Origin of the sequence: Citrobacter sp. C5_2, assembly GCF_014596845.2 — a bacterium.
In the GTDB taxonomy this organism is placed as follows: domain Bacteria; phylum Pseudomonadota; class Gammaproteobacteria; order Enterobacterales; family Enterobacteriaceae; genus Citrobacter; species Citrobacter werkmanii.
In genome coordinates, this window is sequence record NZ_CP115032.1 from 3,921,919 (window position 1) to 3,946,743 (window position 24,825).

A 24,825-nucleotide genomic window follows, 5' to 3' on the forward strand; every position below is an offset into this window, starting at 1 on the left:
ATAATCCAGGAAGGCGTCAAAAGTTTCTAAAGGCCATGCCACCAGATATGTCCAGTCACGAAAATCGCTCGCTTCGCAGTACGCTTCATAACCATACTTTGCATGGCAAACAACATTAAGACGTTCTGAACAAATTATTATTTAAATAACCTGAGCCAGACGACGTATCCCATCAACAAGTGCCTCTGCCGGGTGATTTGCAAAACCAATCAAAATCCCCTGTCGGCTGATATCTCGCTGGTAATAACGGCTCAGTGATAGTATTCCCATCCCCAGTGCTCTGGCTTTTTCCTCGACATCATTTCCGGTCAATCCGTTTTGTAGCCAGCACACAATATGAACGCCAGAGTCAGAAGGCTGAACAATCATTTTATCAGCAAGGTATTCTTGAATAGCATTGACCAGCGCAGTTCTTCTTTCATAACACGCCTTGCGAATTCGACGCACATGACTGGCATAATGCCCATCCTCAATAAAACTCGCCATCATTGCCTGCTCAAGATAGCTGGTGCCGAGATCTGTAAAATATTTCGTCACCATAATCTGTTCTTGTAAACCTGGCGGGACAACTAAAAAACCTAAACGGAATTCTGGATACATCATTTTCGAAAATGTACCGGCATAAATAACCCGTTGATTATCATCTAATCCCTGCAATGCCTGTAAAGAGCGATCGGCATAGCGGAACTCGCTATTATAATCATCTTCAAATATCCATGCCTGGTTTGACTTCGCCCATTCCAACAGCTCAAAACGCCGGGATAAACTCAATGTTCCACTTAATGGATATTGATCCGACGGGACAACATAGGCCAGCTTAGCGTCAGGGAAATGATCAATACCATAGCGGACGTTCATTCCTTCGCTGTCTACCGGTACCGGCCTCACAATTGCGCCAACAGACATAAAAGCCCCTCGTGCGCCTTTGTAACCCGGTTCATCCAGCCAAACTTCATGGCCTGTCGACAGCAGCGCTCGTGCGGTAATATTCAATGCCTGTTGGATACCATTTACGATGATTATCTGATCTTCGTTACAGTTCACTCCACGCGTTGTTTTGATGTAACGACAAACCGCTTTTCTCAAAGGAAAGTATCCGCAAGGGTGAGTGTGGCCCCCCAATTGGTGCCGGGATTGTCTCCAGACCCGTTGCAGTAATTTGCCCCATAGTGCGTGCGGGAAGAGATCCGTACAGCCAACACCAACCGCAAATAGACGGTTCATGCCGCGCCCTTCATACTCATTTGACCATAAATCGCGCACAGGATTATTTTGGCCATTTACCTGTTCATCAGGCGTGACGACTTCCCCCGGCGCTATCATTGGATAGCTATTGCTGATACTCCGATCCGGAATATTGTGCGCAACGTAGGTTCCAGACCCTTTCCGGGTCAAAATATACCCTTCATCTAATAGCCTGTCATAACCGGCAATCACTGAATTTCGTGAAATTGCCATCATCTCGGACAACGCCCGGGTTGAAGGCATCTTTGTTCCTGTTGGTAATCGGCCTGCAAGAATGTGTTCACGAAGAGCATGATAAACCTGTTCCTTCACGACACCTTTTCCTAAAACAAATCCTTGAAATAAAGGTGCATTATTTTTCTTCATTGTATTAACCTTTATGCTAAAAGTGGATCCTATCAATAGGTAAAAAGTGTCTCTTTACCAGAATTTATAAAGCCCCTAGGATCATACTCCTGAGACATTATTCTTATACAATATCAGGAGAAATATATGAATAGCAAAAATACTATTACTATTGCAGCTGCAGAACAAGAAGATTACTCCAGCTGGCTTCCTTTATGGATAAACTACCAAACATTTTATCGTACTAAAATTTCAGATGAAGTAACCAAATTAACCTGGGAGCGTTTTCTGACGCCAGACGAACCAGTTTATTGTGCAGTTGCCAAATATGATGGTAAAATTGTGGGCCTGGTGCATTATGTTTTTCACCGTTCAACGTGGGCAGAATCAAACTATTGCTATCTCGAAGATCTATTTGTTAGCGAAGAAGTACGCGGTCAACATATCGGTAAACAGCTGATCGAGTATGTGCAAAAGCAAGCCCAAAAAAACCATGCGTCAAGATTATACTGGCACACGCATGAAACCAACCTGCGTGGACAAAGACTGTATGACTGGGTGGCCAAAAAGAGTGGGATGATTGAATATCGTATGTGAGAGAAATAATACTTTTCACAGACGTTAATCATTCAGTTTAAAAAAATCAAAGATTAGCCTCTGAGTAGATATACTCAGAGGATGTACTGATAACTCATCCCCCCGGTCTTAATTCGATGAAGAAAGAACGTTTCACAACCCTTCGATGTAGGATGGCAGGTGTCCATGCGGTATCTGCCGATACGTCCTTCCGGTTTGGGCGTCATACTCATGATCAGTTCGGCATTGGCTTAATCGTTCGTGGAGCTCAGGTTTCGATGAGCGGGCGCGGTAGGGTAGAAGCTGTAGTGGGGAATGTGATCACCGTTAATCCTGGTGAAGTCCATGATGGCTCACCTTTGGGAACAGAAAGCAGATCGTGGCGCATGCTCTATTTCGACCCCACCGTTTTGTCCGGCGCCATGCAAGTTCTGACGGAAAGTCGCTCTGGCTGCGTTGAGCTATCCAGCCCAGTATTTCGTAATCGTGAGCCTGCGGCCCATTTCTCGACACTCTTTCGAATTCTGACGGATTCCCGCGGCGGGCACAGTGAAATTGAACAGGAAGAAACCCTGCTCTTTTTACTGGCAGGCTTACTCGCAAGCCCGCGTATTGAGAAAAAAGGCGTACCAAAATCAATTATCCTGGCAAAGGAGCGTATTGATGATGACCCCTCATTACCGTTATCACTCCATGAGCTTTCAGCTCTGGGAGGCGTGAGTCAGTTTCAGCTACTACGCGCTTTTTCTACAGTCACAGGGCTTACTCCACATGCTTATCTTATCCAGCGGAGACTGCAAAAGGCGAGGCAGCTTATCGCTGGAGGAATGTCTCTTACTGATGCCTCCTATACCGCCGGTTTTGCAGATCAAAGTCATATGACGCGACTTTTTGTTCGTACTTATGGCATAACGCCCGGCGCCTATGCTGCAGCGATAAAGTAAGCTGCAATTTTATTCAATACACCAATCGTGACACTCGGCATGCTGCTGGAAACATTCCGGAAGAGAGATTTGCCAATGTCACTATTCTACCCTCCCATCATTCGTAATCATGTTGAACGACTCTACACTAGAATAATTCATGCTGATGGCATTATTCCCCGTACCAACCTCACTGCGCAGACTCAGTCGCCCCGTTACATCGAGTCCGAAGTAAAAGTCTGTGGGGGAAATTCATTATGACGCTTGAGTTTCTCCTTACCACTCTCATTATCGTAGCATCTCCAGGGACTGGCATACTCTATACTGTCGCCACGGGCATTTCAGATGGTGCTCGCGTAAGTATAATTGCCGCATTGGGTTGCACGCTGGGTATTGTTCCGCACATATTAACAGTTATTACAGGACTGGCTGCAATACTGCACACCAGTGAAATGGCCCTTCAGATAATTAAATATTTGGGCGTAGCATATCTGCTTTATATGGCATGGAAAACGCTTAATGAAAATAAAAATCTGAATATGGCTAGTAAAACTAAAAAACAGAGTTTAAGGCAAGTTATAACCTCGGCGATACTTATCAATCTACTCAACCCCAAACTCTCCATGTTTTTCCTGGCATTCTTACCGCAGTTCGTTATAAAAGGTGAGATCTCACCTTTTTCTCAGATGCTGGAGATGAGCCTGATTTTTATGGTTATGACTTTCTTTGTATTTACCGTATATGGAATTAGTGCAGCCAGCATACGCCAGCATGTGGTTGCTAATGCTGCTGTGCAACGTTGGGTATTGCGTTTCTTTGCTGTTGCGTTTGCCGGGCTTGCCGTTAAACTGGCATTGATGCAAATCTAGACGTCAGATGAAGTCATGATAAATAAAAGCCAATAGTTAATTTTCCAAATAAAAACCAGTGATAAGCAAATTCTCAAGCATCAATAAGGTAAAGAGCCGGTATGGCAACGATAAAGGATGTTGCAGAGTTAGCAAGAGTATCCACCGCAACCGTTTCACGCGTTATTAATCAAACTGCATGGGTTGAACCGGTGACGCGTGAGCGTGTTGAAAAAGCTATGCGCGAGCTGAATTATCATCGCAATGCTGCCGCAATTGCATTAGCGAAACGCAGCGGGGACATGCTCGGGTTATTGACCGGCAATCTTGCCGATCCTTTTTTTGCCAGACTTGCCCGAGGCGTGGAAGAAGTATCACGCCAGCAGCAATTTCGGCTGATGGTATGCAGCGGTGGCCACGATGAAGGAATGGAAAAATCCGGGCTCGATTTCCTGATCAACCAGGGCTGTGAAGCTATTGTGGTCCATGCCAGTAGGCTCTCCGAAAAAGAACTGTTGCGATATGCCGCGCATTTCCCGGCCATGGTCGTCGTGAATCGCTATATTGCCGGGATGGCCAATCGCTGCGTATGGCTGGAAAATAGTCAAGCAGCTAAAACAGCCACGCTACATCTACTGGAACAAGGACACCGTTGTATTGCCTGCGTGACAAGTGATTTACCGATTATCGATCGTCGTGAGCGGCTGGAAGGCTATCAGCTGGCGCTGGCCGAATATGGCATTACGCCAGATAAAAACTGGGTTATTAGCGTCCCCTTCAATGAAGAGGGGGGCGAACGCGCTGCGCATCAGTTGCTAAATTGCGGCATCCCTTTCACTGCAGCGGTGACATTTAACGATGTGATGGCCGCCGGGATTATGCGCATCCTTCATCAACAAGGAATTACACTACCACAGCAGCTTTCAATCGTTGGGTTCGATGATGTGGTGATGGCGCGCTATCTCTATCCCGCGCTGACAACAATGCATTACCCCGTTGAACGGATGGCGCGCTGTGCTTCGCACCTGGCGATACAACTTTTTAAGGGCGCAACCCAGCGTCCCAGTGTGAATAGCTTCACTGCGGATCTGGTGATCCGCGATTCTGTTCTTCCCCCCGTCATCAATGCGTAAATCGTCAAGCCCCTGAATTGTGATCGACTTCAAGTTTAACGCTCTCATGTAATCGCTTACATGAGGGCCAATGAACGATCACAGTCAGGCCTAAGGGTGTTCTCTACTCTTGAACGACCTTACAGACTGGAGATTCATGAATGAATGCCTCTCAAAATCAGAAAAAAACGCTCTCATTTGGACTGGCAGCGATCCCTATTTTAGCCATGCTCCTGCTATTAATTATTGGCTACGGCATTATGGGGTTACGCATTGAACCTTTGTTACTGTGCTCTGCCGCTGTCGCCGCAGGGATGGCCTGGTGGCAAGGGTATTGCTGGGAAGACATCATTAATTCGGTGGTCGATAAACTCGCCAAAGCAATGCCGGTTATTATGATTCTTATCTGCGTTGGCGGCCTGATTGGAACATGGATGTTTAGCGGCACCATCCCTTATATGGTGTACTGGGGACTTAAACTCATCAGCCCCGAATACATTCTCATCGCCGCCTTCTTTTTGACCAGCGTCGTATCCGTATGTACCGGAACATCCTGGGGTTCAGCCGGAACGGTGGGCGTAGCATTGATGGGGGTTGCCGCCGGACTGGATGTCTCGATGGCAGCGGCTGCGGGAGCCGTTGTTTCTGGTGCTTACTTCGGCGACAAGATATCGCCGTTGTCAGACTCCACTAACTTTGCGGCCATTGTCGCAGATACGACCCTTTTCGAGCATATTCAGCACTTATTGTGGACCACAATTCCCAGCTTTTTGCTTGCAGCCGTGGTTTATCTAATTGCGGGCCACAGCAATATGCTGGGCGAGGTCGCCACGCCACAACGGGTGACCGATATTGTCAACGCCCTGGAGTCGCTGTACCACTTCAATATCATTCTGATTTTGCCGCCCGTAATCGTTTTATGGGGGGCGATTCGTAAAAAACCGGTCATTCCTTTAATGCTGAGCGCGTGCGTATTAGCCCTGATTCTGGGCGTTGTGATGCAGGGACTTAGCATCAAGCAAGGACTGGATGCCTTTATCGATGGCTTTAATATTACGATGTTCCCGCAAGGGAGCGAGGGCATTATTGCGGATGTACCACGCCTGCTTAACCGTGGTGGAATGTTCTCAATGATGAGCACTATCCTTCTGGTATTTTGCGCATTCTCTTTTGCCGGGGCTTTAACGTTAACGGGGGCGCTCAACATTCTTATTAACCGCCTGTTGACCGTCATTCACAGTGTCGGTCAGCTAATTGCGGCGACCATTGGAACCACCATTCTGGTGACAGGTGCGACAAGCGACGGCAAACTCGCGCTTCTGGTTCCAGCTGAATTATTTAAAGACGCTTACCGTCGTATGGGACTGGATACTAAAAATCTATCCCGCACTATTGAAGATGCGGGCACAGTTATTGAGCCGCTATTGCCGTGGACCTCTGCCGGAGTCTATATGGCAACGACATTAGGCGTGAGCACGCTGGATTTACTGCCATGGGCAATTCAGTGCTATGCCGCAATCTTCTTCGCCTTGATTTATGGTTTTACAGGAATCGGTATCGCAAAAGCGCCATCAGCGGCAGGTACAGCTAAAAAAATTACGGCAACAGAATAGGGAGAGCATGTAATGGATTTTAATAAGGTTATCGATCGCCACAATACCGGTTCGCTGAAATGGGACTTTATGACGCGATATTTCGGCGAAGATACACATGAACTGTTGCCAATGTGGGTTTCTGACTTTGACTTTGCTTGCCCCCCTGCCGTTCAGGAGGCTTTAACATTCCGCGTCGGGCACGGCATTTTTGGTTACAGCGAACGCCCACAAAGTTACTTTGATTCATTAAACTCATGGTTCTCCACCCGCCATCAACTGGAAATAAAGCAGGAATGGGTCTGCAGCATTGAAGGTGTCGTTCCGGGGTTATCTCTACTGGTGCAAATGCTGAGTCAACCCGGTGAAGGCGTGGTCGTTCAGGGGCCGTACTACGGCTCATTCGCCAAAATTATCTCTCTGAACGGCAGGCAGCTCCTGGAAAACCCATTATCTGAGGATCCGGTTACGGGTTATCAAATGGATTTTGTGCACCTGGAAATGTTATTCCGGACTGAACGCCCACCGTTGATGATTTTATGTAATCCGCATAACCCAACTGGCCGTTGTTGGTCTGCGCAGGAGCTCGAACAGCTACTCACCTTATGTGAGACCTATAATGTTACGTTGCTGTCTGATGAAATATGGGCTGATTTATTACTGCCAGGGGAAAAATTTACTTCAGTTCTGCATCTGGGAGCGCGCTGGCATTCGCGCGTTATCTCTGCCACCTCCGCCAGTAAAACGTTTGGTTTGTCGACACTACGCATTGCTAATTTTCTGATACCGGCACCAGCATTGCGTGAACACTTTTTACGCCGTCTGGATGCGCATGGGCTGGATGTGTTCAATGCGCTATCCGTCGAGGCAAGTACGGCAGCATGGCAACATGGCGCGCCCTGGTTAGACGAGTTACTTGGTTATCTGGCTGAAAATCGACGCTGGTTTATTCAACAGATTAATGAATATCTCCCGTGGGCCCGGGTTGTTCCTTCCCAGGGTACGTATCTGCTGTGGATCGATTGCAATGCGCTTGGACTGGATGATGAGCAACTCAAAGGGGTTATGCTTGATGTTGCCGGTATTGCGCCTTCAATGGGAAATAGCTTTGGTTCGTCTGGCAAAGGTTTTATTCGCCTGAACATGGGATGTCCACGCGCCTACCTCGAAAAAGCGATAGTGGGGTTGAAGCGTATTACAGTTTAATCTTCCTGCAAAAATAAAGTAAAAATCCCCGCCATCCGATGAGGATGCGGGGACATTCACAAAAATCTTAGAGAGCTAAAATTATTTAGCTCGCCGTTATCATGCTTAAAGGTCTTTTATTTCGTAGTCCGGTAGATGACATTGCGTAATAAAAGCATTCAGCGTTTCGATATCCGGCAGTGCGGTCAGCGCCCCCTTGCGGGTTGTCGCGAGCGCTCAACAATTGATCTAGCCCCCTAAGTTCTCTCGTTATTGGGTGTATATTTATTAACCACCCCTCTAACAAAAGGAACGTTGTATGACAGAGCATGAACGGTTTTGCCAGGCCTGCGGAATGCCAATCTCCGGTAGTGATGCCAACGTTGCCAGCAATCAATATTGCACCTGGTGTAGTGATGCCGACGGTAATTTGAAATCCTGGGATGAAGCCGTTGCAGGTCTGGCGGCGTTTCTCGACTCATGGCAAAAGGTCGGCCCGGAAGAGGCGCGTATACGTGCTAAGCGTTATCTTACAGCGATGCCCGCCTGGGCGCATAAGGCGGATAACCACTGAGCCTCCAGGCATCATGAACATGAGGGACAGTATGTTTTCTTATATTATGTTAGGCACCCATAATCTCCCGCGCGCCATTCAGTTTTACGATCCGCTAATGGAACTGCTTGGGCAACCGCAGGCCGGGCGTAATGAAGAAGGGGCGTCGTGGGGAACATTCAACGGCAACCACACCGTTGGACTGTGCATCGGCAGCCCCTTCGATCGACAACCTGCCAGCGTTGGTAATGGCACGATGGTGGCGCTGAATGCACGTTCCGTCGAGCATATTGAGCAGTTACACACCCTCGCGCTCAGCCTGGGCGGTACAGATGAAGGCGCGCCGGGTCACAGGCCGCAGTATGGTCAGGGATTTTACAGCGCCTACGTACGCGATCCGGACGGTAACAAGCTCGCGTTTATCTATTACGCGAACGTAGTCTAAAGAAATCTTTATCGGCGATTCTGTACTGGCAGAGATCAGCTTTACTGTATTGTGAAGGCATAGTATCGCATCAACACATCGCTTATCGATCGGCGCTAACGATCAATATCGAAAAACTGATCTATCAAAACGATTATCTTGCATACACTTGCCTGGTAAACCAGATAATGAGGCCATCACGGCGCGGAAAGATGAAGAATAAAATCGACGTCAGCCTCATCTTTCCGGCTTAAATGCCACTAAGACCATTGGTAGTCCGGTTAATAAAATCCTCAGTGAAACCCGCATGGCTATTAAACTTATTATTGTCGATATTCAGTCCGGCCTGAAGAATGAATGTACGATGGAAAAATGCCTCAGTGTGGGGATGGATATCCGTGAAAAACAGCGTTCAAATCTCATTATGCATAATTGTTGCGGTATAGGTCCGCCAGTTACCTGAATCGTTCATCACCGCATAGTTTAACGTTGTCCCCACGCCTGGAGCCTGAGAAAGTACGACATCTCGCCGCTCATACGGCGCGAGCATGATGTTATCGATCCTGATTCCTTTTGTTGTCGTTACTGTCAGGCTCATATACCACGGCGTTGGGTTGGTTATCGTGATGCCCTGCGAAGTGATGCTGAAGCGCAGTTTCTGTTCATCATTGGCGGTGGGCGCCTTTAAGCCGGTCGGACGAATAAATACCTTCAACCGCAGCCGTAGGGGTAACACTAGCTTGCGGCTGGCGCTTTTCGTCGCGCTCAGTTCAGGCGGTATCTGGTAAATGTTGAGCCAGAACAGGCTCTCCCGATCCTCTGGCAGACTGCGCCGTGAGCTCAGCATCACGCGAAGTGTTCTCAACTCATCCGGCTGCATTTTAAAGACGGGCGGCAATACTACCAGCGGCGTACGGGTGCTATCGGGGGAAGAAGCTATTTCTCCGGCGTCGGTCCAGATTTGTAACAGCATTGGCGTTACGCTGTCATTTGCGAGCGTCAGCGACTGGGCAATATCGTTAGCGGCGAATACGAGCCGGGTTCGGTCAACGTTAACCGCAGCAAACGGCGCGGAATTGACGCCTGCCAGCAACAACAGCGCTAACACCGACTTACTGAAAACTAACCACTGCCTGTAACTGTGCATTCACGCTCCCTACCGTTACCGGTTGTCCACCGAGCGCCTCAAGGGAGGCGGTAAAATCACCGTGCCAGACCTCCACTGAACCGCGGTCTTTTTTGCTCGTTAGTACGGTGAGCTCCTTATATCCATACCAGCCACGGGCGTTGCCCGTCCCGGTACTCATTTTGTCCGGCAAAAGGTTAAGCGGCGCACCGCCCTCATCGTAAATCCGTATTCCTACTCCGGAAGCCACGCCCTTTTCGCCATAATGCGTGTCCAGTAACCAGGTCAATCCACCGCCGGTAGTCGTCAGGCCAAGGCGGCGCGCGGCGGCCACGGCGCCAGGCTGATTGACTAAAAAACCCATGGCTACGTTAGCGACACTAGTGGTGGGATGAGTCGAGGACACCGCGCCAGCTTCGCACTCCAGCGTTATGCTGAAAGGCACTTCGCTGCTTTCACCAGAAGAGAGCGCCTCCGCTGTAATGGTAGGAAGCAGCACCGTCGCGGGATAATCTTCAATGGTGCATGCCGCGCCGCGAATATAGGTGACCTGATTGTAGCTACTCCACGCACCGGGCCAGGATTCTGGCCAACCATAATAACTTGAAGCATGATCCATACCGGGTTGAATAGCGGAGGTCAGTAAGCCTGGCCCCTTAAATGCGATATAGCCGCGCGGCTGGTTATAGGTGTCTTTGTTAATTCTGTCGCCAAAAACATAGGGACCTGAGGCGGCGATTTTAATCATCTCATACAGGACATTACTAAATGCGCCTGCGGGAATATAAATTGCGCGACCGTCCTGAAACCAACTATCCGCAGTAAGCTGGCGCTGCTTCCAGAAGCGGCTATAGTATTCGCCGGTACTCAAATTCGTCATACGTACCGCGACGTTACGTTCCGCGTCATAGTAGGCTCCCTCCACTTCTTTCGCCCGACTTCCACCAACAAAGTAGTTATCGCCGTTGGTTGAATACAATTCATACAGCTTCCCGGCGTCCTGCAAATCACAGCGGTAAAGCACCTGCTTTGCCGTATAGGGCGTCTGAACGCCTGCAGTGAGGAAATTACCCACCGTACTGGCAAGCACGGTGCCGGAAGGCTGGAACTTATTATTCGCGCTAACGCTAATGACTGACGGCAGACCAAGATGACCGATATTGTCATCAAAGGCACCGCGCCAGTAGCGTGCGGTATAGCCTGCTTTAATCGCCGCCTCAGAAAGGAAACTATTATCCGTCACTTTAACGCAGTTAGCCCAGGGCGCAGTGCTGAAAAGCAGGGTAGCAGCAAGTAGCAGCGTTTGGCGAAGATAACACATGAGACTATTCCCTCTCGCAGGTCGTTGTAAGATAAATCACGTTTTCAGGCGAATGCAGATCGAACTGGTAGGGCACATGGCAACGTCGATCGGTCCCTTTTCCCCAACGCACCAGCAATGCGCCTGAAGGAGTACTGATACGGGCATAAACCTGCCCACCCTGCCCGACCATCCCAATGACAGCTCCTTCGCTGTTAATGACCTCGGCCCCCATCGGCGGAATGCCGCCATCCGCCATTTTCACCGCAATAAGCACCGCTTTGCCGGTAATTGTGGAGAAGTTCACCCGCGCGATCGCGCCGGCATAGGGAACAACTTGTTGGCTTCCCCCCGTCAGTTCAGCATCGCTGCGCATCTGGCGAGTATCGAGTGAGACGTTGTTGCGACGATACGGAGATAGCGCAGGTAAAATGGCGTAACCGAAACTGTCGATTACCGCTCCCTGACCGTTCTGGACGACTGCGCCCTGCGCACCATCGGCGTGAATTAATGCAAAGGTGTCGCTGGCGTAAGGACCGAGCGTCACGCCACCGGAATGCAGCACCAGGGTCCCGGAGGAGCCCAGCGCCACCTGCCGATAGTCCTTTCCCTGGTCGTAGCCCGCACGCAGCGCGCCAAAACGGGTGTTTTGCTGGAAATTACCGCCGAAAGTCGTCGATGCCCCTTCATCCCCATTGCGATAGCGCTCATAGCCGCCATAAACAGACCAGGAGAGTTCGCTCTGCTCGCCACGGCTCCCGGTCATCGACAGGGTTGAAGAGTGATTCGCGCGCGACTGGTTATAGTTCATCGCCACGGATGTCGGGCTGTCACCCCAGTCAAAGGGAATGGAGAGAGTAAAAGACAGCGTCGTCTCGGTATATTTTTGCCGCTGGCTCAGATCCTGCGGTTCGTTAACGCTACGGTAGAAGCGGCCATAGTCCCAGGTGGAACGCTGCCTGGCGAGGTTGAATCCATAACTCACTTTTCGCCACTGGTTGCTGTAGCCTAGCTGCAACTGCGTGATCCGCGACTGATTATGGTAGTAATCAGCGGTACTGGCGCTGAGATTGAGCGTACCTGAATGGCCTAAGGGCTGGCTGACGGTCGCAGAAAGGCGTTGACGTTGATGCAGCGTATCAGAGTAATAATCAATGCCGTTTTGCTCCTGTCGGCGTACGCCAAATACATCCTCCAAATCGCGGAATCCACCTGTTGAGTAGCGATAGGCCGCCAGCACCAGATTAGTACCAGTGGAAAAAGTCTTGCTATAGCTCAGTTCCGTACGCCAGCCCTGCTGGCGGTCATTATGCTCCACTCGCGCACCAGACCAGGTGGCGTTCATACCAAATGCGCCGAAGCGGGTCGCCCATACGCCGCCGACCAGCCAGGCCTGATAATCATGCGCCAGCCGCGATCCGAGGTTAAGAGTGAGGTTATTATTCACCCCGTGCTGCAGCGTCCCCTCAAGAAAGCGGTTGTCGATGCGGTAATATTGGCGGACCTTGCCAAGAGCGAAAGAGTAATGCCAGTTGCCTGGTCGTACTGAGTCGGGAACCGCAGAATAAGGCACGGTAAAACGTGATACTTTTCCGTTAGCCTCAATCACTTCAACCTGCAAATCTCCCTGATAACGGGTGTTGTAAAGATCGTCAATAGAGAACGGTCCGGGCGGAACATGGGTTTCATAGATCACTTTGTCCAGCTGTTTGACGACCACCCGCGCGCTGCTTGCCGCCACGCCGCGCACTTCTGGCGCATAGCCGCGTTTTCCCTGCGGCCACATGCGCTCATCCGTGGCGAGTTTCATACCATTAAACGACAAGCTACCGAATAAACTGGAGTCAGTGTAGTTATCGCCAAACGTCAGGATGCTGTCGATTGCGGCGAGTGGACGCTGCACCCAACTGCGTACGCGATTGTATTGCCAGTCGCTTCCGCTCTGATTGCTGTCGGCATAGCGCAGGTTACCCTGATGGCGGAGCTGCCACAGTCCGATGTTGCTGCCAATGTTGATACCGCTCCACAAATACTGGTAGCGGAAGTGCTGGCTGGTGTTGTCAGTGTGGGTCCAGTTAGTGTTATGGCGTAAAAACAGAGCCAATGCGCCGCTGTCCCACTGCGAAGGCGGAAGATAGCCGCGCGGCCTGTGCATCAACTCGCTCATCGGCAGCGTAAGCCAGAGCTGTAGCGTCGCGCTATCAAATTGCCATTCGCCTCGGGATACCCATTCCCTTAGCGGACGACAGCTATTTGGAGGTGCTTTATCCGGGAGTGATTTTACCCGAGCAGCCTGCATCAGCGAGAACGGAAGGCAAGGCTCCGTGCGTTGTTCACCATTGACTGGATTAAAGCGGATCTTTGCGCCGGATTTTAGCAGCGAGCCATTGACCATAACGTCAACCAGATACTCTCCGGCGGGCGTGCCGGGACCGTTAACGCTCGCCATACCTTGTCCGTAAGCCGTCCCCTGTAGAAGAGAAGGATCAAAATAGTATTCTTCGCCAAATGCCTGACCGGAGCAGACTACGGCTAAGATAACGAAGATATTTTTGCGACAGAATTTAACCTTCGGCGACATGATAACGCTCGCTTATCCTTGCTCCCTGGTCGTTAACCAACGTCACGATGACGGTACCGTTAAGCGAGTTGGCGCTGAATTTCCCAGGTATCCAGAAAGTACGGCTGGAGAAAGGTGGAATCATTTCGACATTGAGCTGACGTGATACACCACTTGCCGTCACGCTCAGGTTGCTGAGGGACGCATACCATGGCTGCGGATTGCTGATGACAATACCGGCACCTTTTCGGGCATTACGCACCACGGTAACGTGCAGCTTTTTAGCCAGATTGCCCGGTGAACCAATCCCTTCCGGCCGGTAAAAAAGTTTAATCCGCGTGCGTAACATCACCAGCACTTTATTCTGCTGACGGCCGCCAATATTGGCCGGCGGTATCTGCAACGCGTTGAACCAGAAGACAGATTCACGATCGTTCGGTAACGCTTTACTCTGGTTGTACACCACGCGTACCACCTGCCCTGCTTTTGGCTGGATACGAAATACCGGCGGCGTAGCGATAAAAGGAATGCCGCTCGCATTCTCTGGCCCAATACGCATATCACCATTGTCAAACCAGGTTTGTACGACGTAGGGAAAGTCATCGTTATTTTTTAGCTGTACATCGACAGAGGGTACGGTCGACGGATAGATAATCCGACTGCCTACAATGGTGACGCTGGCCCATGACATGGCAACGGGTAGGAGCAGGACTAGCAGCAACATCAGATAGCGCAGCCCTGAACGGGTAGCATCCTTTTTCATTGCAACAACTCCATTGCTATCAAAAGGGTCCGACGACAAGCACCGGACCTGGAAGCGTTTTTACAGGTAGGAAACGGCGTACTGGAGAGTGGCTTCGACCGTACCAGCCGATGCCGCGCCGGTGGCGTAATATTGCGCGGTATAGGTGGCGCTGGCTTCTGTCTCTCCCGGCTTCAACTGCAGATCGCCTTCACCTTTGAAGCCGTTGGTCAGGTTGATAACTTTCTCAGCCGTATCGAGAATTTGGACTTCAACATTGGCGGCGTCCCCGGTATTTCCAAGATTACCGTTGCTGGTCACCTGGTTACCGACAAAGACGGTAGAGATTTTGGTCGGTATATCGGCATTACTCGTACAGCCAGTGAGACCAATATCAAATGTCACCTGACCTGCGGTATTTCCGCCTTTCGCCAGTTCTTTGGCACTCACCGTCGGCAGAATAACTACTGGTTTTGCCTGATTACCGTTAATCGCTACAGAACAGGTTTCATCGGAAACTTCACCGCGAAAGGTAATGGTATTATTGGACATCGCAAACGTACTGGTAGAAATAAAAAGTGAGGTTGTGAGTAAAGCCAGAGTAGTTTTCTTGAACATGGTCGTTTATTCCTTGATTGCTATTTACTTTCAACTAACGCTACTCGCTCTGTGAATAACACAGATAAAGCAAACATCCTTTGGTTGAGGAAAAACAAAAATATCATCTCGCTGGGCGATTTTTATTGCGCGCCCTCTGTCAAAAGACGCATAGCGACAGACGTTATACCCCAACGGCGCTATCATGTTTTAGGGCTAATCTTAGAAATCATTTTCAGAAAAGAGCTTCCTTGCACGCTGAATAACCCTTACATTTTTCTTACTCACCTGACGCACTGAAATTCATAAATTCAAAACCAGGTAAGAAAAATTCATAAAGCACAAATAACCGCATGATTTAAAATGAAATTAACCACCAACATAAATGTCATAGCAAAAAATTGAAGATGTAAATCGGGATGAAATCCCCCTGCTCCATGTTAATATACAAAGCGACAGAGAAATGTATAAAAGATCGGGTTTGACATGGATGAGAAATCGTTACTAATAGATAAAAAGGTGATATTTGATAGCGCCAAAATGACATTAACCAACGGTGATAAAATCATTAAAATTTCAGAATCGGAGACAAATTTACTCCTTGCGTTTTATCGCGGGATATATAAAAAAGAAGATATTATTAATTTTGTCTGGAAGAACCGTGCGGGTTGTGTTTCCGAATCAAGTTATTACAAGCTCATTAACCTGATGCGAAATAACTTTGATCTTGTTGGCCTGAATGCAGCAGATATTGTTACACGGCCCCGAATTGGCGTAACGTTATCATTGGCGTTAGATCCAATCGAAAAAGAACCTACACCAGCATGCGAAAACGTCGGAGATGCCGGGCGTGAAAAAGATAGTCACCAGGTTCACATTACGGACGTTAAAAAGATTGCAGCGAAAATACGCCTTCTCATCCTGACCATTATACTGCTGCTGTTAACGGGGATTGCGATGCTTTTTCAGCATGCGCCAGCGCAAAATAAATACAACAGCAGCTTCAGGATGCTTGGGGATGAGGATGGGTACATCTTCTTTAAGATGGCTAACGATAAAGTAACATTTAAGGAGGTGGTTTCGGCTTATAAAACCCTGACACTGCCGCTATGTAGCCAGAACGGTCATTATCTTTATTACCTTCGGGAGCCGAACATGAATCTTTTTTTGCAATGTCTGAATCCTGTCGAAACGGCGGTACCTAAATGCATTACCATCAAAGAACGTTACTAATCATCCTGTGCGGTCTGCTCTGTGGATTTATCATCCTGGTAACGCAGATATATCAAGGAGCCAGGCACGATACGGAAGAAGTGCGTAATCTTATTTGCACTGCCAAATCAAATATTTATATAAAACCGAGAGAGCTCATGCTGAACGGAACTCTGGTGCTGGACCTTAAGTCGAACCGAATTGCCATTCATTATGCCGTGCAGGATCAACAGCGGGAGCAGCGCTTATTCTTTCAGGATGTCGCAATCACCCCACTTAACCGCACCGGCATGAAAACCTACACCTTTCGGGTTAAAGCAGTGCACAGATTTAATTCTGATACGACAGGCGATATGTTTTCCTGGCTGCGTATCCTGCAACCGGAAACAGTGAATGAGCTGACGATAAACAAAATCGGTCAGAGAGCCTATCTTTTTTCCCTGAACCGGCAGATCTATAATTTCTGCACAACGAGTGGCAGCGCTAAAGCATAATGAGTGTTGCGGCCATGGATACAAAACCGCATTTCCATTGGTGTGTGAGAGGCAACGCCCAGTGAAACTAAAGCTATCTTTTGTGATTTATGCAGTGCTTGTACCACTGGTCATTATGATTGTATTAGCATTGCTGGTCTGCGTGCTGCAGTTTAAACAGGATGTCGCACTAAGTGCGAATACCTTATTACGTTTCAGCAACGATGTGTCAACCGCCTCATGGCGGGTCACCGAGAAAACCGTAAAAATAGCGGACAGGCCCTGTACTGAAATGCTGTCGGAGCTTAATCGTACCCGTGCCTTTACCCCTTATATCCGCGATATTGGTCTGGTGGAAAACGGCAATCTGCTCTGTTCCTTTGTTACCCGGGAGCAGGCGCACCCTTTTCCTCTGCCGCCAGGAAAAACGCTTCCGACGCCGTTACCTGACAGATGGGTCCACTCATTCGGCTTGATGGCCGGAGGACCTGGCAGGCCCGCTGTGGTTTACACGGAGCAGGTGACGGCGGATAAAGCGGCGTTTGTCATCGTCGATTCTCGATATATTCAGGAATTGATGGATGTCCTCGCAGAGGAAAGAGCCGCCTTGTTCAGCCTGCGGTTTGGCGAGGGTGATACGATTATCAGCCAACCAGCGCGGCGTGACAGCATAGTGATGACCCAGCATTTCGCCACCGCCGACGGAAAGATTTCGCTTGCCGTTGCCGCACCTCTCACGACATTGACGACTCTGTGGATGAAATCTCTCCTTATCTTCATCCCTCTCTCGCTTTGCTTCTCATTTATGACCCTTTTTGTTTACCGGCAGTGGGCCCAGAAACGGCTATCCATGGCCCGAGAAATCACCCGCGGTATGAAACATGGGCAGTTCACCGTGCATTATCAACCTGTATTTAACGTCAGCCGCGGTAATTGTGGCGGCGTGGAGGCATTAATGCGTTGGCCCCTTCCGGATGGGCGTTCAATTACGCCCGACATCTTCATCACCGCAGCAGAAAACGAAGGCATGATCGTTCCGCTTTCGCGTCACTTATTTGAACTCATCGCACAGGATGTCGGACGGTGGCAGGTTGCCGAAGATTTTTATATTAGCGTAAATATTTCACCTGAACATTTGATGCATGAGAGTTTTATTGCCGATGTTGAGTCGCTACTCACAAGCTTAGGGAAACTGCGCCTCATGCTGGAACTCACCGAACGCAGCCTAATTATCCAACCGGCTTTAGTGTCAGATAAGCTCATGCAGTTGCGTGAAAAAGGGGTACTGATAGCGATTGACGATTTTGGTACCGGCTACTGCTCGCTATCTTATCTCCAACAGCTTCCGGTTGATTATCTGAAAATCGATCGTTCTTTTGTCGATACGATTGATACCAGCGGCAGCGACGTGCCCATCCTGGATACCATTATTATGCTGAGTCAAAAGCTGGGGCTTAATATTGTTGCGGAAGGCGTCAGTTCAGAACATCAGCTATGCTATATCCTCGATCATAATGTAGGTTTTATGCAGGGCTATCTTTATGCAAAGCCAATGAGTTCGTCTGATTTTACGACCTGGCTTGATACGCATGCCAATGAGCAAAATGAAAGGATTAAAAGTAAAAACCGTTCAATAGATCGGTAGTCACTGAGGTAACATAATGGTTTAACCAGAACTACTCATTCTTAGCAGAAGGCCCTATGAGTAAAAAGAAGTACCTAATTGATAAGAAAGTCATTCTTGATTGTGAGCGGATGACCTTATCATGCGATCGCGAAAGCTTAAAAATATCTGAATCCGAATGCAATTTGCTCCTTGCTTTTCATCAGGGGCTCTTCAAAAAAGATGATCTAATTGCCTGGGTGTGGGGACGAAAAGGTGTGGTGGTTTCCAGTGCCAGCTATTACAAATTAATCAATCAATTACGCGGTTCGTTCGAAAAAATCGGCCTTCCTGCTTCTGCGATATTAACGCGCCCTAAGGTTGGCGTGACGCTCTCGATAACAATCGAACCACTGCCTGATGAATCAATACACACAACGCAAAATAGAGCCAGTGATATTGTTGCGCCAGTTGCAGAATCCTTGTCTGAGCCAAAGAAATCCTCGCAGCCAGTTTCGAACTGGAAAGAGTGGTTATTTTTAATCTGCGCAATGCTGTTCCTGCTGGTGGTGATTTATCTATATAGCAAACGCCATCCAGACTACTTTTCTGAGCTGGGTACCTATAACGGATATACCTTTTATGGTGTTACTGAAGATAATCGTTCTCTCGAGGACGCTGTGGGGGCTTTTTCCGAACTGAGTCAGCAAGTGTATAAACAAAACGGCAATTTTATTTATTATATTCGCGTTCCTAATACCAATATTTTTGTTCAGTGTTTGAATCAACTTAATGTTTCGGAGCCCAAATGCATTACTATCAAAGAACGGTATTAAGGAGCATTACGCTGCTTATTCTCGCAGCAGCTTTTGTGCTGCTGATTTTACAGGCACGCCAGCAGCGCAATCCCTTGTTAGTTACCGATTCATTTTTATGTACCACCAAAACGGTAACGTCAGTACTGCCTGGCAATTTTCTTGCTGACGGCAATATCGTCCTCGATTTCAAAAACAAACGTATTACTCTGCAATATGACATCATCACGAAAGAGCAGATAAAAAAAGTGTTGTATCGCGATGTATATATGAAGAATCTACAAATGCCTGGGCCAGGCATTTATACATTTGATGTTGATTCGGTAAAAGTATTTTCTACTGACACAGCTGGTGATTTTTTAGCACACTTTCGACTCTTACATCCTGATGCCGCCAATGAAATTCGAGTCACCAGGGTCGGTGAAAACACCTACCTGTACTCCATAAATCGACAAATATATAACGTATGCACTGCGCAATGAACAAACAAAACTGATTATAAATCGATTCATATCAATAAGTTACCACATCTTACTTTTTTCTGAAATTGTCGGTAAAATTTATGTAAGACCATTTTCATAACTTCACTCGACTTTTCTGGTTATATTGCTGCCGCAATCATCCTTCTACGGTCATTGCTTATATAAGCATTGATATTTTCATCAACAACAAGGAGCTTTAGATGCAGCGTATTTTTTCGTCATGGATTATGGCAGCATTATTCATTTTTCCCTCATTAGCCTTAGCAATGGAAAATCACACCCTCTCGCTTGGCTATGCCCAAACGCATCTTAGTGCGTTAAACAAATCTGCAAGTAAAGATCTTCACGGGCTCAATCTAAAATACCGTTATGAGTTTAATTCTGAATGGGGTATTTTGACCTCTCTCACTGCAACTCGTCATGACGTACAAAATTACAGTTGGGATGCAGGGAAATTGCATAAAGATGGAGATAACACAACTAGTTATAGTTCGTTTATGATAGGGCCGACCTACCGAATTAATGATTATGTTAGTTTATATGGAAATGTAGGCATGGCTGGGATGAAGATCAAGAACCATGATAATCAGTCTTCTTCAGAAGATGCTTTTGCCTATGGAGCAGGTCTTATTTTAAATCCATTCGCTAATCTTTCCCTGGATCTATCGTGGGAGACAGCTAAGTTACTTTTCGTTGATACAAACACATTTGGCGTAAGCGTAGGGTATCGTTTTTAATAATTAAAGAAGCCTCAGTTTATGGCAAGGAACTCCTATACAGAAAATAGAGTCTTATATTTATAGAAAGAGACGTTATAATTTACTTAAATATCTGTATGAATTATTTTTATGAGCCATACTCTTTTAAAATTCCGGGGTAGGACAATTTATTACCAGTACAATGTGCCTCAACACCCGATAGTTTTAGCAGCATATTGAATTATTTTTAGCTAAATTTATTAAGGAGCTAACATGAAAAAAAAATTAGTTTTTCTAACTTCTCTTATGCTAACAGCTTGCAGTGCTAATTCACTACAGCACGGCGCTGAGGGTGTGCGTGTAACACATAACGAACCGAATGCCTCATGCACCTATTTAGGTGATGTCACCGGTAGCCAGGGAAATTTTTTCACGGGTGGATGGACATCAAACAGCAACCTGGAAACGGGGGCCCGTAACGATCTAAAAAATAAAGCCTGGAGAATGGGGGGGAACGTCGTGGTACTTTTAACGCAAAGGGCGGGACAAACCGGAAGTACCTATCGTGGCTCAGGCTCAAGCCAGCAAACCAATGTGACATTGAGCGGTACAGTTTATCGGTGCCCATGATTTTAACAAAGCTCTGATTCTAACGCAGGTAGCGAAGCTGAAGCTACGTTACCTGTTTATTCAAGCGTTCTTTATTAACCCTATCGCGAAGTGATTAAAAGAGGTTTCATAGTGTCATCATCAGTACCGAGGAAGATGTTTAACGCTGACGGTTGTTCTCGTTGCCCTGTCGATGATGTAAATCTGTTCGAGAGTGAGCCCGATATCACGAGACAAACTGCCGTCTGGCCCGAGACAAATCCCTTATTCATTGATTCTATTTATCACCTTATAAACAGAAATACAAAAATGCCCGAAGGTGTTCTGTTTGTTGACTTCAGTAGAGATAATATTGCGTATTTTATTGATGAAGACTGGATGGTAAGCTTAAAAAAAACGAGGATGCGTATCGTGCTGGTCATCGATAGTTTCATGAAACCAATAGCCCAATATTGGTATGCCAGGTATCCTGACATAGCGTTACTTCCCGTAACAAGCGAAGGGATAACAACTTTCTTACACAATTTAGATCGTATTCTGGATGGGGAAAACATTGTGCTCAATGGTGTTACCGCCGTAACAGAAAATGAAATTCTTGTATTACGTAAGCAGATAGCAGGAAAGTCTATCAGAACAATGGCTTTTATTCTGAATTGTTCATTAAAGAACGTCTATAATTATCATTATTCTTTATGTAAAAAACTGGGGAATTTACCAAATCTGAAAAAACTATTTATTAACCATTTTCATCACTACTATTAGGAAAACACGCAGCCTGATTGTTTACGTTCCCTTGTATATCAGCATCGATCGATGCGCAATTTGATGCCGTAAATCTGGAAGCTTTTTCAGATTCAGTCCCGTCCCCGAGGATGCTATTATTTTCAGCACACCGATTTCTCCATGCAGAAAACATATACCCAGCTCAACTCCTTTTAGTTAACTTGCGGCTAAACGACTATTTTTCTCGAACACACTTTCAATGTGTTTCCCATAGTTGTTCAAACTAAATCCTCAGTTGTCCCTATGGAAGCGGGATTAAAGAGGTCAGGAAAATGAGGAATGACGCGAACACGGCGTGGAGGGAGACGTTGAGAAGAGCAGGAATTGAAAACTTCCGCTTCCACGATTTGCGGCACACCTGGACAAGCTGGCCTGTCCAGTTCCGCTATCAGCGCCTCAGGAAATAGAAGGATGGAAGAGCATTGAAATGCTTAAGCATTATGCTCATCTGGCCCCCGATCGGCTGACGCAGCATGCGATGCAAATTGACTCATTTCCGACAGGAAATGACACAAATATGGCACAAGACACGTTTGCAGACTTTGTGAATATCGCGTGAAGCCGCGTGATTACTGGTGCCGATAAGAGGAGTCGAACCTCCGACCTTCGCATTACGAATGCGATGTTATTATATTTTCACCCCTTTAAAAACCTACTATTAAAACAAGCAATTCATTATAAAACATTGTGTTATGAAAAACACCTGTTGATAAAAATTGACACGCGTTGATGTTTATTCCCCCATTTTACTTACACTAGCCGTTACATTATGGTGATGTAACATTTCTCATCTGGAGCCCCAAAATGGCACTTCCAAGACAAAAACTCACCTTCGAGCGCATTCGAAAATTTGCTTTATCTGAAGGAAAAACCCAGGCATTTCTTTGGGATGCGGACGTAACTTCCCTGGCATGTAGGGCAACTCGCGGAACAAAAGCTTTTGTGTTCCAAAGCGTATATGCGGGAAAAACCCTTCGCATGACCATTGGCAACATTAACGATTGGAGAATTGATGATGCCAGGGCCGAAGCCAGGCGGCTGCAAACATTAATCGATACAGGGATAGATCCGCGTATAGCTAAGGCAGAAAAAATTGCTGAAGCGGAATCACAGCAGGCTGAATCTCGTAAAACGAAGGTAACCTTCACAAGCGCTTGGGAAGATTACCTTGAAGAATTGAGAGCCGGAATCAGCGCAAAAACTAAACGCCCATATTCTACTCGATACATTGCCGATCACATTAACTTGTCCAGCCGTGGAGGCGAAAGTAAAAAAAGAGGCCGGGGCCCAACCTCGGCTGGACCATTGGCTAGCTTACTCGACCTACCGTTATCGGAACTAACACCAGAGAACATTGCCGCATGGCTAAGTACAGAGAGACAAAATCGGCCTACCGTCACTGCTCATGCCTACCGTCTGTTGCGTGCATTTATCAAATGGGCTAATTACCAGAAAAAATATCAGGGAATAATCCATGGCGATATTGCACAAGATCATAACGTGAGAAAAGTGGTTCCAGTATCAGCGAGTAAAGCGGGAGATTGCTTACAAAAAGAACAGTTAAAAATCTGGTTCAGTGCCGTACGTAGCCTCAATAATCCCATTGCATCGGCCTATCTCCAGGTACTTTTGCTCACCGGTGCACGGCGTGAAGAAATTGCGTCACTTCGGTGGTCTGACGTAGATTTCAAATGGTCAAGCATGAGGATTAAAGACAAGATCGAAGGCGAACGTATCATCCCTCTCACTCCTTATGTTTCTGAGCTGTTAAGTGCGCTAGCGCAATTCCCAAATTCTGACGTAAATAAGGAGGGTTGGGTTTTCAGAAGTAACAGTAAAAGTGGCAAAATTATTGAACCGCGTTCAGCACACAACAGAGCGTTAGCTCGAGCTGAGTTACCACATATCAGCCTTCACGGCTTACGCCGTAGTTTTGGCACTCTTGCTGAATGGGTTGAAGTGCCAACAGGTATTGTTGCTCAAATTATGGGACACAAACCAAGTGCACTGGCGGAAAAACACTACCGCCGTCGTCCGTTAGATCTGTTGCGCAAATGGCATGAAAAAATTGAGAGGTGGATCTTACAGCAAGCAAATATTGTAAAAAAATAACCGTTGATATGCGTTGATTTCATTTAATATCAATAGATTACAGAACAACATCCATCGTTGACATAAGTGTATTTTAAGGTTTAAATTCCATCGTCCACTTTTAAATCAGGAGATAAAGCATTATGTCTAATTCTTTGATGAGTTCTGCGCAAACCAGCTCAAAGGCTCGAATAGTACGGGTCGTGGGTAAGATCAAAGTTGTTCGTTCTAGTAAGCAGCGACAAACCTGTGCTGAGTCCATATTTCAGGAAAGACAGGTGAACATCAGGATTCGAGCTGCTCTTGGACACCTCAGTGAAAAAAACTCTTTATACAATAAAAACAATCGACATAAAACTTTGGGCGTTTTTTTTGCACGTATCATCTCGCACAAAAATCAGGCCGAAAACTCGCAAGGTAATGCGTCTAAATCAACTAAAAGTACCTCATCCGGCTCAAGCGAAGGTAGTGATCCTGACCCTGAAGCTTATTCAAGCTTGGCTTTTTTGTTTTCTTTTTGGTCCTTTCTTTCCCTTCTAATTTCATTACTTTTTGTATATGCCTGCATCTCAATCATTGAGGTGGTAGCATGAGCATATATGAGCAATCCAGAACATCTCTATCTGAACTTGTTTCCACAAGTGAGTTAGCACATCTATTAAACCTTAAAGCCCAAACAATTCGAAAATGGCTTTGCCAAGACAAGCTGCCTAATGGTTTACCACGCCCAAAGAAAATTAACAGCCGACATTATTGGTTACGCAAAGACATTGATAGGTTCCTATTAACCTTCTCAGTATATTGTAATTAACAGCAGCATCAAAATCATAACTCCCCAGCTATTCTAAAGAATAGCTGGGTTAATTAACAGAAACAATCCGTCGATAAAAGATACTAAATCACACCGTTTATCACATTTTACATTAACGAA

General features: G+C 47.1%; 24 protein-coding genes and 2 pseudogenes. 20 read left to right on the plus strand and 6 right to left on the minus strand.

The genetic code is table 11. The annotated features are described in order from the left end of the window. Positions 1–141: 141 nt before the first annotated feature. On the minus strand, positions 142–1,611 hold the full coding sequence (locus ICA20_RS19030; protein ID WP_038637897.1) for a PLP-dependent aminotransferase family protein: 1,470 nt from the start codon (positions 1,609–1,611) through the stop codon (positions 142–144). 126 nt (positions 1,612–1,737) lie between these two features. Here ICA20_RS19030 and ICA20_RS19035 point away from each other — a divergent pair, with 126 nt between their 5' ends. The 8 genes from ICA20_RS19035 (at position 1,738) to ICA20_RS19070 (ending at position 8,824) form a co-directional block, all read left to right on the plus strand. Continuing rightward, on the plus strand, positions 1,738–2,187 hold the full coding sequence (locus ICA20_RS19035; RefSeq protein ID WP_038637894.1) for a GNAT family N-acetyltransferase: 450 nt from the start codon (positions 1,738–1,740) through the stop codon (positions 2,185–2,187). A gap of 116 nt (positions 2,188–2,303) precedes the next feature. Next, on the plus strand, positions 2,304–3,110 hold the full coding sequence (locus ICA20_RS19040; RefSeq protein ID WP_038637891.1) for an AraC family transcriptional regulator: 807 nt from the start codon (positions 2,304–2,306) through the stop codon (positions 3,108–3,110). Positions 3,111–3,346: 236 nt separating this feature from the next. Further along, the gene (locus tag ICA20_RS19045) at positions 3,347–3,958 is read left to right on the plus strand and encodes a LysE family translocator (protein ID WP_038637888.1); all 612 of its coding nucleotides are present in this window, start codon (positions 3,347–3,349) and stop codon (positions 3,956–3,958) included. Between the two features lie 101 nt (positions 3,959–4,059). Further along, positions 4,060–5,070 carry a LacI family DNA-binding transcriptional regulator gene (locus tag ICA20_RS19050; RefSeq protein ID WP_038637887.1) on the plus strand — a complete coding sequence of 337 codons (1,011 nt, stop codon included), beginning with the start codon at positions 4,060–4,062 and terminating at the stop codon, positions 5,068–5,070. Between the two features lie 140 nt (positions 5,071–5,210). After that, positions 5,211–6,662 carry a Na+/H+ antiporter NhaC gene (gene nhaC, locus ICA20_RS19055; RefSeq protein ID WP_038637884.1) on the plus strand — a complete coding sequence of 484 codons (1,452 nt, stop codon included), beginning with the start codon at positions 5,211–5,213 and terminating at the stop codon, positions 6,660–6,662. A 12-nt stretch (positions 6,663–6,674) separates the two neighbouring features. Further along, complete coding sequence (locus tag ICA20_RS19060) at positions 6,675–7,847, plus strand: MalY/PatB family protein (RefSeq protein WP_038637881.1); 1,173 nt, start codon at positions 6,675–6,677, stop codon at positions 7,845–7,847. A gap of 340 nt (positions 7,848–8,187) precedes the next feature. Beyond that, positions 8,188–8,400, plus strand: a complete 213-nt coding sequence (locus ICA20_RS19065; protein WP_230592292.1) for a hypothetical protein — start codon at positions 8,188–8,190, stop codon at positions 8,398–8,400. Positions 8,401–8,431: 31 nt separating this feature from the next. Beyond that, a complete protein-coding gene (locus ICA20_RS19070; RefSeq protein WP_038637877.1) occupies positions 8,432–8,824 on the plus strand; it encodes a VOC family protein in 393 nt (130 codons plus the stop codon). A gap of 391 nt (positions 8,825–9,215) precedes the next feature. Here the strand turns inward: ICA20_RS19070 and ICA20_RS19075 are convergent, their stop codons facing one another. The 5 genes from ICA20_RS19075 to ICA20_RS19095 are packed head-to-tail and all read right to left on the minus strand — an operon-like array spanning position 9,216 to position 15,149. Continuing rightward, positions 9,216–9,950: a fimbrial assembly chaperone gene (locus tag ICA20_RS19075; protein WP_129694978.1), complete on the minus strand. Its 735-nt coding sequence runs from the start codon at positions 9,948–9,950 to the stop codon at positions 9,216–9,218. Then, the gene (stbD, locus tag ICA20_RS19080) at positions 9,916–11,250 is read right to left on the minus strand and encodes a fimbrial usher protein StbD (RefSeq protein WP_038637751.1); all 1,335 of its coding nucleotides are present in this window, start codon (positions 11,248–11,250) and stop codon (positions 9,916–9,918) included. The genes ICA20_RS19075 and stbD overlap by 35 nt, the downstream gene beginning before the upstream one ends. Before the next feature lie 4 nt (positions 11,251–11,254). Further along, on the minus strand, positions 11,255–13,810 hold the full coding sequence (locus ICA20_RS19085) for a fimbrial outer membrane usher protein (RefSeq protein WP_038637749.1): 2,556 nt from the start codon (positions 13,808–13,810) through the stop codon (positions 11,255–11,257). After that, complete coding sequence (locus ICA20_RS19090; RefSeq protein WP_038637746.1) at positions 13,794–14,552, minus strand: fimbria/pilus periplasmic chaperone; 759 nt, start codon at positions 14,550–14,552, stop codon at positions 13,794–13,796. Before ICA20_RS19090 ends, ICA20_RS19085 begins: the two co-directional genes overlap by 17 nt. A gap of 60 nt (positions 14,553–14,612) precedes the next feature. Beyond that, the gene (locus tag ICA20_RS19095) at positions 14,613–15,149 is read right to left on the minus strand and encodes a fimbrial protein (protein WP_038637744.1); all 537 of its coding nucleotides are present in this window, start codon (positions 15,147–15,149) and stop codon (positions 14,613–14,615) included. A gap of 465 nt (positions 15,150–15,614) precedes the next feature. Between ICA20_RS19095 and ICA20_RS19100 the strand changes: the two genes are divergently transcribed. The 12 genes and pseudogenes from ICA20_RS19100 (at position 15,615) to ICA20_RS19155 (ending at position 24,705) form a co-directional block, all read left to right on the plus strand. Then, positions 15,615–16,361: a membrane protein gene (locus ICA20_RS19100; protein WP_038637739.1), complete on the plus strand. Its 747-nt coding sequence runs from the start codon at positions 15,615–15,617 to the stop codon at positions 16,359–16,361. Between the two features lie 137 nt (positions 16,362–16,498). Further along, positions 16,499–16,834, plus strand: a complete 336-nt coding sequence (locus tag ICA20_RS19105) for a hypothetical protein (RefSeq protein WP_233619587.1) — start codon at positions 16,499–16,501, stop codon at positions 16,832–16,834. A 61-nt stretch (positions 16,835–16,895) separates the two neighbouring features. After that, complete coding sequence (locus ICA20_RS19110; RefSeq protein ID WP_080700400.1) at positions 16,896–18,458, plus strand: cyclic diguanylate phosphodiesterase; 1,563 nt, start codon at positions 16,896–16,898, stop codon at positions 18,456–18,458. 56 nt (positions 18,459–18,514) lie between these two features. Next, on the plus strand, positions 18,515–19,252 hold the full coding sequence (locus ICA20_RS19115; RefSeq protein WP_038637733.1) for a transcriptional regulator: 738 nt from the start codon (positions 18,515–18,517) through the stop codon (positions 19,250–19,252). Continuing rightward, positions 19,225–19,713 (plus strand): hypothetical protein, encoded by a 489-nt coding sequence (locus ICA20_RS19120; RefSeq protein ID WP_038637730.1) that lies wholly within the window; start codon positions 19,225–19,227, stop codon positions 19,711–19,713. The genes ICA20_RS19115 and ICA20_RS19120 overlap by 28 nt, the downstream gene beginning before the upstream one ends. A gap of 200 nt (positions 19,714–19,913) precedes the next feature. Next, the gene (locus tag ICA20_RS19125) at positions 19,914–20,450 is read left to right on the plus strand and encodes an Ail/Lom family outer membrane beta-barrel protein (RefSeq protein ID WP_038637727.1); all 537 of its coding nucleotides are present in this window, start codon (positions 19,914–19,916) and stop codon (positions 20,448–20,450) included. A gap of 234 nt (positions 20,451–20,684) precedes the next feature. Further along, positions 20,685–21,041 (plus strand): DUF4156 domain-containing protein, encoded by a 357-nt coding sequence (locus tag ICA20_RS19130; protein ID WP_071888110.1) that lies wholly within the window; start codon positions 20,685–20,687, stop codon positions 21,039–21,041. Positions 21,042–21,329: 288 nt separating this feature from the next. Beyond that, positions 21,330–21,782, plus strand: coding sequence for a hypothetical protein (locus ICA20_RS19135; RefSeq protein ID WP_129695022.1), 453 nt, complete (start codon positions 21,330–21,332; stop codon positions 21,780–21,782). A 284-nt stretch (positions 21,783–22,066) separates the two neighbouring features. Further along, positions 22,067–22,296, plus strand: a pseudogene (locus ICA20_RS19140) (tyrosine-type recombinase/integrase); the annotation flags it as partial. A gap of 296 nt (positions 22,297–22,592) precedes the next feature. Then, positions 22,593–23,932, plus strand: a pseudogene (locus ICA20_RS19145) (integrase family protein). Positions 23,933–24,037: 105 nt separating this feature from the next. Continuing rightward, positions 24,038–24,487, plus strand: coding sequence for a hypothetical protein (locus tag ICA20_RS19150; protein ID WP_032296090.1), 450 nt, complete (start codon positions 24,038–24,040; stop codon positions 24,485–24,487). Beyond that, on the plus strand, positions 24,484–24,705 hold the full coding sequence (locus ICA20_RS19155) for a helix-turn-helix domain-containing protein (RefSeq protein ID WP_003847740.1): 222 nt from the start codon (positions 24,484–24,486) through the stop codon (positions 24,703–24,705). Before ICA20_RS19150 ends, ICA20_RS19155 begins: the two co-directional genes overlap by 4 nt. The last annotated feature ends 120 nt before the right edge of the window (positions 24,706–24,825 follow it).

Coding starts and splice junctions, on each gene's coding strand:
- ICA20_RS19045 (WP_038637888.1), top strand. CDS start 3,347: ATGACGCTTGAGTTTCTCCTTACCACTCTCATTATCGTAGCATCTCCA.
- ICA20_RS19035 (WP_038637894.1), top strand. CDS start 1,738: ATGAATAGCAAAAATACTATTACTATTGCAGCTGCAGAACAAGAAGAT.
- ICA20_RS19075 (WP_129694978.1), bottom strand. CDS start 9,950: ATGCACAGTTACAGGCAGTGGTTAGTTTTCAGTAAGTCGGTGTTAGCG.
- ICA20_RS19150 (WP_032296090.1), top strand. CDS start 24,038: ATGTCTAATTCTTTGATGAGTTCTGCGCAAACCAGCTCAAAGGCTCGA.
- ICA20_RS19100 (WP_038637739.1), top strand. CDS start 15,615: ATGGATGAGAAATCGTTACTAATAGATAAAAAGGTGATATTTGATAGC.
- ICA20_RS19155 (WP_003847740.1), top strand. CDS start 24,484: ATGAGCATATATGAGCAATCCAGAACATCTCTATCTGAACTTGTTTCC.
- ICA20_RS19090 (WP_038637746.1), bottom strand. CDS start 14,552: ATGAAAAAGGATGCTACCCGTTCAGGGCTGCGCTATCTGATGTTGCTG.
- ICA20_RS19040 (WP_038637891.1), top strand. CDS start 2,304: ATGAAGAAAGAACGTTTCACAACCCTTCGATGTAGGATGGCAGGTGTC.
- ICA20_RS19125 (WP_038637727.1), top strand. CDS start 19,914: ATGCAGCGTATTTTTTCGTCATGGATTATGGCAGCATTATTCATTTTT.
- stbD (WP_038637751.1), bottom strand. CDS start 11,250: ATGTGTTATCTTCGCCAAACGCTGCTACTTGCTGCTACCCTGCTTTTC.
- ICA20_RS19135 (WP_129695022.1), top strand. CDS start 21,330: ATGCCCGAAGGTGTTCTGTTTGTTGACTTCAGTAGAGATAATATTGCG.
- ICA20_RS19060 (WP_038637881.1), top strand. CDS start 6,675: ATGGATTTTAATAAGGTTATCGATCGCCACAATACCGGTTCGCTGAAA.
- ICA20_RS19030 (WP_038637897.1), bottom strand. CDS start 1,611: ATGAAGAAAAATAATGCACCTTTATTTCAAGGATTTGTTTTAGGAAAA.
- ICA20_RS19095 (WP_038637744.1), bottom strand. CDS start 15,149: ATGTTCAAGAAAACTACTCTGGCTTTACTCACAACCTCACTTTTTATT.
- ICA20_RS19130 (WP_071888110.1), top strand. CDS start 20,685: ATGAAAAAAAAATTAGTTTTTCTAACTTCTCTTATGCTAACAGCTTGC.
- ICA20_RS19120 (WP_038637730.1), top strand. CDS start 19,225: ATGCATTACTATCAAAGAACGGTATTAAGGAGCATTACGCTGCTTATT.
- ICA20_RS19085 (WP_038637749.1), bottom strand. CDS start 13,810: ATGTCGCCGAAGGTTAAATTCTGTCGCAAAAATATCTTCGTTATCTTA.
- ICA20_RS19070 (WP_038637877.1), top strand. CDS start 8,432: ATGTTTTCTTATATTATGTTAGGCACCCATAATCTCCCGCGCGCCATT.
- ICA20_RS19105 (WP_233619587.1), top strand. CDS start 16,499: ATGCTGAACGGAACTCTGGTGCTGGACCTTAAGTCGAACCGAATTGCC.
- nhaC (WP_038637884.1), top strand. CDS start 5,211: ATGAATGCCTCTCAAAATCAGAAAAAAACGCTCTCATTTGGACTGGCA.
- ICA20_RS19115 (WP_038637733.1), top strand. CDS start 18,515: ATGAGTAAAAAGAAGTACCTAATTGATAAGAAAGTCATTCTTGATTGT.
- ICA20_RS19050 (WP_038637887.1), top strand. CDS start 4,060: ATGGCAACGATAAAGGATGTTGCAGAGTTAGCAAGAGTATCCACCGCA.